At 59.9% G+C, this 7,060-nt stretch carries 8 protein-coding genes and 1 tRNA gene; 3 read left to right on the top strand and 6 right to left on the bottom strand.

Translation table 11 applies throughout. The features are described from left to right. Positions 1-339: 339 nt before the first annotated feature. The gene (locus tag HNS03_RS25485) at positions 340-1,509 is read left to right on the top strand and encodes an ATP-binding protein (RefSeq protein WP_367198850.1); all 1,170 of its coding nucleotides are present in this window, start codon (positions 340-342) and stop codon (positions 1,507-1,509) included. Here HNS03_RS25485 and HNS03_RS25480 read toward each other — a convergent pair. The 5 genes from HNS03_RS25480 to HNS03_RS25460 all read right to left on the bottom strand — a co-directional run bounded on the left by HNS03_RS25480 (position 1,494) and on the right by HNS03_RS25460 (position 5,026). After that, complete coding sequence (locus HNS03_RS25480; RefSeq protein WP_367198849.1) at positions 1,494-2,618, bottom strand: hypothetical protein; 1,125 nt, start codon at positions 2,616-2,618, stop codon at positions 1,494-1,496. The two genes, HNS03_RS25485 and HNS03_RS25480, sit on opposite strands and share 16 nt — an antisense overlap. Positions 2,619-2,957: 339 nt before the next feature. Then, complete coding sequence (locus HNS03_RS25475) at positions 2,958-4,292, bottom strand: relaxase (RefSeq protein ID WP_367198848.1); 1,335 nt, start codon at positions 4,290-4,292, stop codon at positions 2,958-2,960. Further along, positions 4,289-4,726, bottom strand: coding sequence for a hypothetical protein (locus HNS03_RS25470; RefSeq protein ID WP_367198847.1), 438 nt, complete (start codon positions 4,724-4,726; stop codon positions 4,289-4,291). Before HNS03_RS25470 ends, HNS03_RS25475 begins: the two co-directional genes overlap by 4 nt. Beyond that, positions 4,723-4,854: a hypothetical protein gene (locus HNS03_RS25465; RefSeq protein ID WP_367198846.1), complete on the bottom strand. Its 132-nt coding sequence runs from the start codon at positions 4,852-4,854 to the stop codon at positions 4,723-4,725. The genes HNS03_RS25470 and HNS03_RS25465 overlap by 4 nt, the downstream gene beginning before the upstream one ends. Positions 4,855-4,949: 95 nt before the next feature. Next, a tRNA-Arg gene (locus tag HNS03_RS25460) sits at positions 4,950-5,026 on the bottom strand. Positions 5,027-5,570: 544 nt separating this feature from the next. On the opposite strand from HNS03_RS25460, the gene HNS03_RS25455 reads away from it, so the two are divergent. Continuing rightward, entirely contained in the window at positions 5,571-5,801 is a 231-nt protein-coding gene (locus tag HNS03_RS25455; RefSeq protein ID WP_367198845.1) for a hypothetical protein, read from the top strand. Positions 5,802-5,821: 20 nt separating this feature from the next. On the opposite strand, the gene HNS03_RS25450 is transcribed toward HNS03_RS25455, so the two are convergent. Next, positions 5,822-6,253, bottom strand: a complete 432-nt coding sequence (locus HNS03_RS25450) for an EamA family transporter (protein ID WP_367198844.1) — start codon at positions 6,251-6,253, stop codon at positions 5,822-5,824. Between the two features lie 165 nt (positions 6,254-6,418). Between HNS03_RS25450 and HNS03_RS25445 the strand changes: the two genes are divergently transcribed. Then, the gene (locus HNS03_RS25445; protein WP_367198843.1) at positions 6,419-6,790 is read left to right on the top strand and encodes a DUF805 domain-containing protein; all 372 of its coding nucleotides are present in this window, start codon (positions 6,419-6,421) and stop codon (positions 6,788-6,790) included. The last annotated feature ends 270 nt before the right edge of the window (positions 6,791-7,060 follow it).

Here is a 7,060-nt window from a genome sequence, read left to right as displayed (position 1 = left end):
TCACGGCGAAACCACCTGACGTCATTCAGGACCCCATTCTTGCTGGGAAAAGGGCTTCGCAGAGAATGCAAGATGTGCGCGGTACTACCGCGCCATCTTTTCTCACTGCGCTGCGCTGCGTTCGGCAAGGGGGGACGCGCTACGCTATCCCCCCGTTGCATCCCCCCTCTGCCTTGGCGCTCTCACGGCATCGAGCCAGCACGCGCCATTCAATCGTAGCGCCGATTGATCACTTTTAGCAGCCGCTTGGCTGCTGGCGGCTATCGCCACCTTACTTGCCACGTCAAGCGGATGTAATATTTCCTTGCAATTTTACCGGTTGATGGTAAATTTACAAGGATGATACCGCGCCTTCTCACAGCCAAGATTCGCTCCGCCCTAGAAAAACGGCCCGCCGTTGCGCTGCTCGGACCCCGGCAGGTCGGCAAGACGACGCTTGCGCGCGGTATCGCGGATGATCGGCCTTCCGTCTATCTTGATCTTGAGCGTCCGGCGGACCTTGCAAGGCTCGACGATCCCGATCTCTATTTCTCCGAGAATGCCGACAAGCTGATTGTCCTTGATGAGGTCCAGCGCATGCCGGGGCTGTTCCAGACCCTGCGCAGCCGCATCGATCTCAATCGCCGCGAGGGACGGCGCACGGGCCAGTTCCTTTTGCTCGGCTCCGCCTCAAACGAGCTTTTGAACCAGAGCGCGGAATCACTGGCCGGGCGTATCTCCTATCTGGAGCTGCCGCCGCTCAATCTGCTTGAAGTCGGCGCGGACCATCTCAACAAGCTATGGGTTGGGGGCGGCTTTCCCGATGCGTATCTCGATGAGGCCGACAGCTTCGAATGGCGCATGGATTTCATCCGCACCTATCTGGAGCGCGACATCCCCGCGCTCGGCTCGCGCATTCCCGCCGAAACGCTTCGTCGGTTCTGGACCATGCTGGCGCACAATCAGAGCCAACTCTTCAACGCCTCGCAGATTGGAGGGGCGCTCGAGGTCAAAGGGCAGACGGCGAGCCGTTATCTTGATCTATTGGTGGATTTGCTGCTGGTGCGGCGTTTGCAGCCATGGGCGTCGAATGTCGGGAAGCGGCTGGTCAAGAGCCCGAAGACCTATATCCGCGACAGCGGGCTGACTCATGCGCTTTTGGGCCTGCACGATCTTAACGATATTCTGGGCCACCCCGTCGTCGGTGGGAGCTGGGAGGGCTTTGTGATCGAGAACCTGATCGCCGCAGCGCCTGCCGGGGCTGAAGCGTTTTTCTACCGCACGAGCGCCGGGGCCGAGATCGACCTGCTACTCAAATTTGACAAGGAGCTTTGGGCAATTGAGATCAAGCGCACCACTGCGCCCGCATTGAAAAAAGGCTTTCATGTCGCCTGCGAGGATGTAAAGCCTACGGCAAAATGGCTGGTCTATGCGGGGGAGGAAACGTACCCTGTCCGCAATGATGTGACGGTGATTCCGTTGGCGCAGTTGATGGAAAAATTCGCCAATCAAAGTTACTCGACTCTCTGAGACGCATTCTCAATCCAAGTGATTGCGTCCTCGATGTCGGCTGTGACGTGACATCCGAATTGTTTATCCAATTGCAGGTGTTTTTGCTTAATCATCGCGCAAAGCGGACCTTCTGTGAAAAAGGCGTCGCAGTAGGCAAGTGCTGCAGTGGCGTGATGAAAATCGAAGATACCGTTACTGACGAATTTTTGCCCCTTATTCCAGCGTAGTGAGGCATGAAGGCTGGCAAGAATATGCATTGTTCGGAGCTGGTCTTGCGCCTTGCCTTGTTCAAGAGCCGCTGCCATGAGGTTCTTACAATCTTTTTCAGCCAGTTTGCGCTCTTCGCATGTAGGCTCAGGGAGCGTTATCCCTCTGGTCGCTGCTATTTCAGGGATCGTATCAGCGGCAAAGCCGCCACCCATATCGACAGCACCACGAACCTCGGTTCTATAAGCTTGCCTGAAGCTACGTAATTCATACGCATGCGCCGCAATAGCAGTATTGAGATTGCTTGCTAGCTTGCTCAAATCGCGACCCGGTATTTCTGCATCCCCAACCAGTTCCACCAGTCGAGTCAGAGGAATCGTCCACATATGATCGAAAAAGGCTTTTTGAATGGCCAACTCGGTGGCTTGATCGAAAACTGTCTGGGTCGGATGAATGATGCCAAGCACGTAGCTCAGCTTGCACCAAACCAGCTCTTCAAGCGGGAGCAATTCGGCCTCCCCCGAACACTTAACAAAGAAGTGGGTTACCTCGCTTGCAACCCGCATGTCTTCAGAGATTAGCGTGACGCCCAAGCTGAGCTCGTCAATTAGCTTCCCCGTCGCATCTCGTGATATGGAATCCGATTGTTTCATCAATTCGACGAACGTGTTTTCACTAATTGGGCAGAATATCGCTCCTGCCCTTGTCTTCTCGCGCAAAAGATAAAACAGCCTCAGAGCAGCATTTTCCGAGCCGGTTCTTACTGCATCGCGCAGCGCAATCCAAAAACACATGTCGAGATAGACGGCGTGGCGCGGACGAAGGCTCCGCCCCAGAGTCCTGATGCGGCGCTTCGTATGTTGGTCAATCGAGACATCAGGCTTCTTAAAATGCTTCTCAAAATTATTTGGCGTATTCATCTGGCCGGGCCGACTATTATCACTTTACCGTTTTTCTTTCGCCTCGAAAGCTTCATAAATCGATCATATCGGATATCGCCAATATTAAGCTAGCCGTCACGTTGGCGACATCATTCGCCGAAGCTAAACGAATCGGGCCGAAGGGCTTTGCCCTTACCCCTCAATATGCGGCCTGTTGGCCGGTCAGGGCCGCGTTTCTCGCAGATCAGCGTGATCCGCTCCCTCCGCAGCCCGGCCCGCCGCGCCCGCACATCTCTCCCGTATCCCATCCTCGCCGGAAGCAGGGGTGCAGCAGCACCCCTTTTTCTATTCTGGGGGAAGGTAGGACATGGCGGAAGCCTACCGTTCCGGCGCGGGTCCGTCGCGTTGCCTCGAACGGCGGGGACGGTCTTCGGATCGGCGGCGCTCTTTGAATGCGTCCCGGCGCGAGTTTCGCTCCAAGTCTGCCTCGGTCTCCATCTGCCGGAACACCTTCGCATCCTCGCGCAGGCTCCGTGTGGTGGTTGCGTTCGCTTGCTCCTGTTCTCGACGTTGAGCCTGAAGGGTTCGTCTTTGGTTGAGTTGTGCAGCTTGTTCCGTCCTCTGCTGCGTCTGATCGCGCTTTTTGGCCGCGTCGGCCTCCTGCGCGTTCTGCTCAAGAGTGCGTTTGCGCGATCCGTTCAGGCGGTCCCACAGGCCGCGCCATCCGGTGCGCAGGCGGGCTTGCCGCTCCTGCTCTTCAGCCTGTTCACGCAGGCGCTGAGCTTCCTGTAGAGCTTTGCGCTCGGCATTCTGGCGCTCGCGCAGGGCTGCCCGCTTGGCCTGAGCCTCTTCACGTTCCCGCGCTTCCTTCTCAGCCACTTCGCGCTGAAAGGCTTCCATCTTGTCCTGCATGGCGCGGGCGATCTCGCGCTTGGCATCGGCGAGGGATTGCAATTCTTCCGGGTCGCCGAGCCGTTCCCGCACGGCTTTGGTCTTGATCCCCGTCCATTTGGGAACGGCGTAGATTTCTCCCCGGTGGTCGACGGCAACAAAACCCCGGCGATCCCCGCGCGCCAGCCAATAGCCGCGCTCTTGCAGGGCATGTGCGAATGCCGCTTTCGTGTCCGAGATGGCCCAGGCATCCTGAAACGCGGTCTTGGTCTCACGCGGATCGTCGCCCCGGCGCTTGGCCTGCTGCCATTCTTCCAGCGTGAAATTGCGCGGATCGCGCTGACCGGACACGACAAGCCCGCGTGGCATGGTCCAGCCGTGTTCGAGATAGAGGTCGCGGGCGACGTCCTGAAGCTTCTGCTTGGAATGCGGCAGGGGAACCGCCTTCATCTCCGCAACATCGATGCGGCTCCAGACCGCGTGCGCATGGCGCCGGACCTGCCCGTCATCCCCGCGTTTCTCGTGAAAGACCACGGCGCGGGGCTGACCGCTCAGGCCGAGCTTGTCTTCCGCCCGCCCGATGGCATCAAGAAATTGCCCCTCATCCACATCCGCACCCTTCGGCGGGTTGAGACTGAGCGAAAACAGGAACTGCTTGCACTTCGTGCCCCGGCTAACCGCGTAGCTTTCCTGAAACGCGCCGTGCAGATCGTCCGCGACAAAGCCGCGCAGCTCATGGACCTCGACCCGCTCGTTTTCCGGCTTGAGCAAGTGCACAGCGAGGTCTTTTGCGCCGCCTCTCTGATTACCGACCAGAATCACGAAGCGGCACCCGGTTTGAGGCCGAGCGCTTTCACAAGCTGGATGCGCATATCCTGCACATCCTCGCAGGCTGCGCGCAGCATCGCGCGCTCCGCTTCGCTGGCGGCGAAGTTTCCGGCTTCGGCGGCAACGGCCAGCAGGCAGAGATTGGTGGCAAGCTCAGATTTGCCAAGCATGCCGAGGACCTGCCCCAAGGCGACATAATCGATAGCCGGGGCCTTTGAGGGCCTGCGCGGGCGCGTGTCCTTCTCATCCAGAAGCTTGCTGCGGATGTACGCCCCAAGGGAGCGGTTCCCGGCCTTGCGCTTTAAGAGCGCCCGTTCCTCGGTAGTGAGGCGAATCGAGAACGGCGCGGGCCGCTTGGCGCGTGTTGCGGGCTTTCGGCTCGCCGGGGCACAGTCATTGAACGATTTGTAGGCGGAAGGAGCGCTCATGGTGTCGGCCCTGCCGGAGGGTCCAGAGGCTCTAGCCCGACCTCCTTTTCAAGCGCTTTAAGCTGCACTTCCCAATCGCTAAGTTCCTGAAAAAGTTTGTTTAAACAATCCTCTTTCAGATGCACCATTTTCCGCTTCTCCCGTGCTGAAGACACGCGCCGCCCGGTTCGGGCGGGGCTGCGGCCGCGGGTGTCATCAAATCCGTCAATGCGTCGGAAGAAAGTGGCGTCCCCGGCAGGATTCGAACCTGCGACCCCAGGATTAGGAATCCTGTGCTCTATCCTGCTGAGCTACGGGGACTCCGAGCCAATCCGCTTGTTTCCAAATCGCAGACCGGCTCGAAATGTCAGTCCTGGCGCTTCCGCACGGCGAACCGGATCTCCTTTCGCCCGAAAACGCGCTCGCACCCTTTAGCCACAAGATCCGCTGCCATTCCAGGCCCGACATGGAAATTTCTCACCCCCAACATGTCTGCAGCCGGCCAGCGCCTCGCACGAACAGCCGGGTTAGCCTGAGACCATCGTCCTTTTGCCTGCCGCACCGGCCTTTACGAAAAGCCGGCCCCGGATTTCCGTCCAGCGCTGTCCCCGGAACCGGCTTGCCGGCAAATTCGTTTCTGAAGCCAAGATGAGCCCGGCAGGGACACCCTTCGGCCGCCGAAAGCCGGTCGTGGCAGAAGGGGCCCGAGAACCTCTGCAAACATGGTGCGAGGGATCGCGGACACGCTGTCGCGCGGCGATTCGGCCTGTCGGCAGCGGGTCGCCAAAGAGAGACGATCGCATTGGGGCGCCAACGGAGTTGCGTGCCTGACGATGCCCCGTTCGAACGCTGATGGAGGCGTGTTATGCGGCTTTCAGATCAGGAATTTTCCGTGCTCGACGCCATGGCGCGTCTGCACAACCAACACGGCGAATATCTCTCCAGCGCACTCCTGGCCGACACATTGCCGGGCACCGACGCCACGGTCGTCGACAGCATTCTCGACGAGCTGGAACGCAAGCAGTTCGTGGAGTTCGACGCCAACCACTGCGCGACGATCACCGATTTCGGAACCGCCGCGCTCAAGTCGATGTAGCACGGCAAATTCGGCCAATCTCAGCGGGCGACGAGGATCGCACCCGCTGCGATCAACGCGACGCCAGCCCAGTTCATCGCCGATAGCCGCTCGCCTAAAATCAGGGCACCGAACACCGCGACCATAACCACCGACAACTTGTCCACCGGCGCCACCCGAGCGGCATCTCCAAGCTTCAGCGCCCGGAAATAGCATAGCCACGACGCGCCGGTGGCGAGCCCGGACAGCACAAGAAACAGCGCGGAGCGGGGCTGGATGGTGGACAGCGACTGCCATCCCTTTGTGAGCGTCAACATTAAGGCCAAGGCGGCGAGGATGACGATCGTCCGCACGAAGGTCGCGAAATCGGATCCGACATTGGCGACGCCGATCTTGGCGAAGATCGCCGTCAGCGCGGCAAAGACGGCGGCGAGTACCGCCCAGAGCTGCCAAGTTCCCACCAAAGGTGCCATAGCCGATCTCCCGACGATCCCGGATGCTCGCCTATCATGCGGATCGTCAGGCAATTGTCATCCGCCACGCCCCTTGCATCCGTAATCTCCCGGCGCGATCCCTGCCCGGCCATGCTAATATTGCCGGCGCAGGGCGAGAGCCATTTTCAGTGGGAGACGGGGACAATGATCGACAGCTATCTCAAGGTCATGAGCAACTATGTGACGTTCAGCGGACGTCTCATGCGCAAGGACTACTGGCTCTATATTCTGACCTATTTCATCATCATGGTCGTGGCCAACATCATCGACGGGCTGATCGGGTATGGCTACGACGGCGACGGACTGATCGCCGGGTTGGTCGCGCTGATCCACTTCCTGCCGTCGCTCGCCGCAGGCTTCCGCCGGCTGCACGATATCGACCGGACCGCGTGGTGGTATCTGATCATTCTGATCCCGGTGATCGGCTGGCTGGTGATCCTCTTCTTCCACATCCAGCCGGGCACCGTCGGCGCCAATCGCTTCGGTCAGGACCCGCGCGAGACCGAAGCGGCCTGACCCGGGCGACCACAGCCCCCAAGGTCGCACCTCATCCCGCCGATGCGGGATGAGGTATTGGTCTCCTTATCCGCAATCCCGGGCGGAAAACCGGTGCCCACTTTTCTCGGGACGCGAAGCCAGCGCGCGACCGCGCGCCGGCCGATAGGCCGCCCTCCCGGAGCCGGCGAGCGAAGCGAACTCGGCGTGAGGCGCTCTTTCTTCCCGCAATCCCGGGCGGAAAACCGGTGCCCACTTTTCCTGGGACGCGAAGCCAGCGCGCGACCGCGC

The organism is Amorphus sp. 3PC139-8 (assembly GCF_040750475.1).
GTDB lineage: Bacteria > Pseudomonadota > Alphaproteobacteria > Rhizobiales > Amorphaceae > Amorphus.
This window is presented reverse-complemented; position numbering and strand designations above follow the sequence as displayed.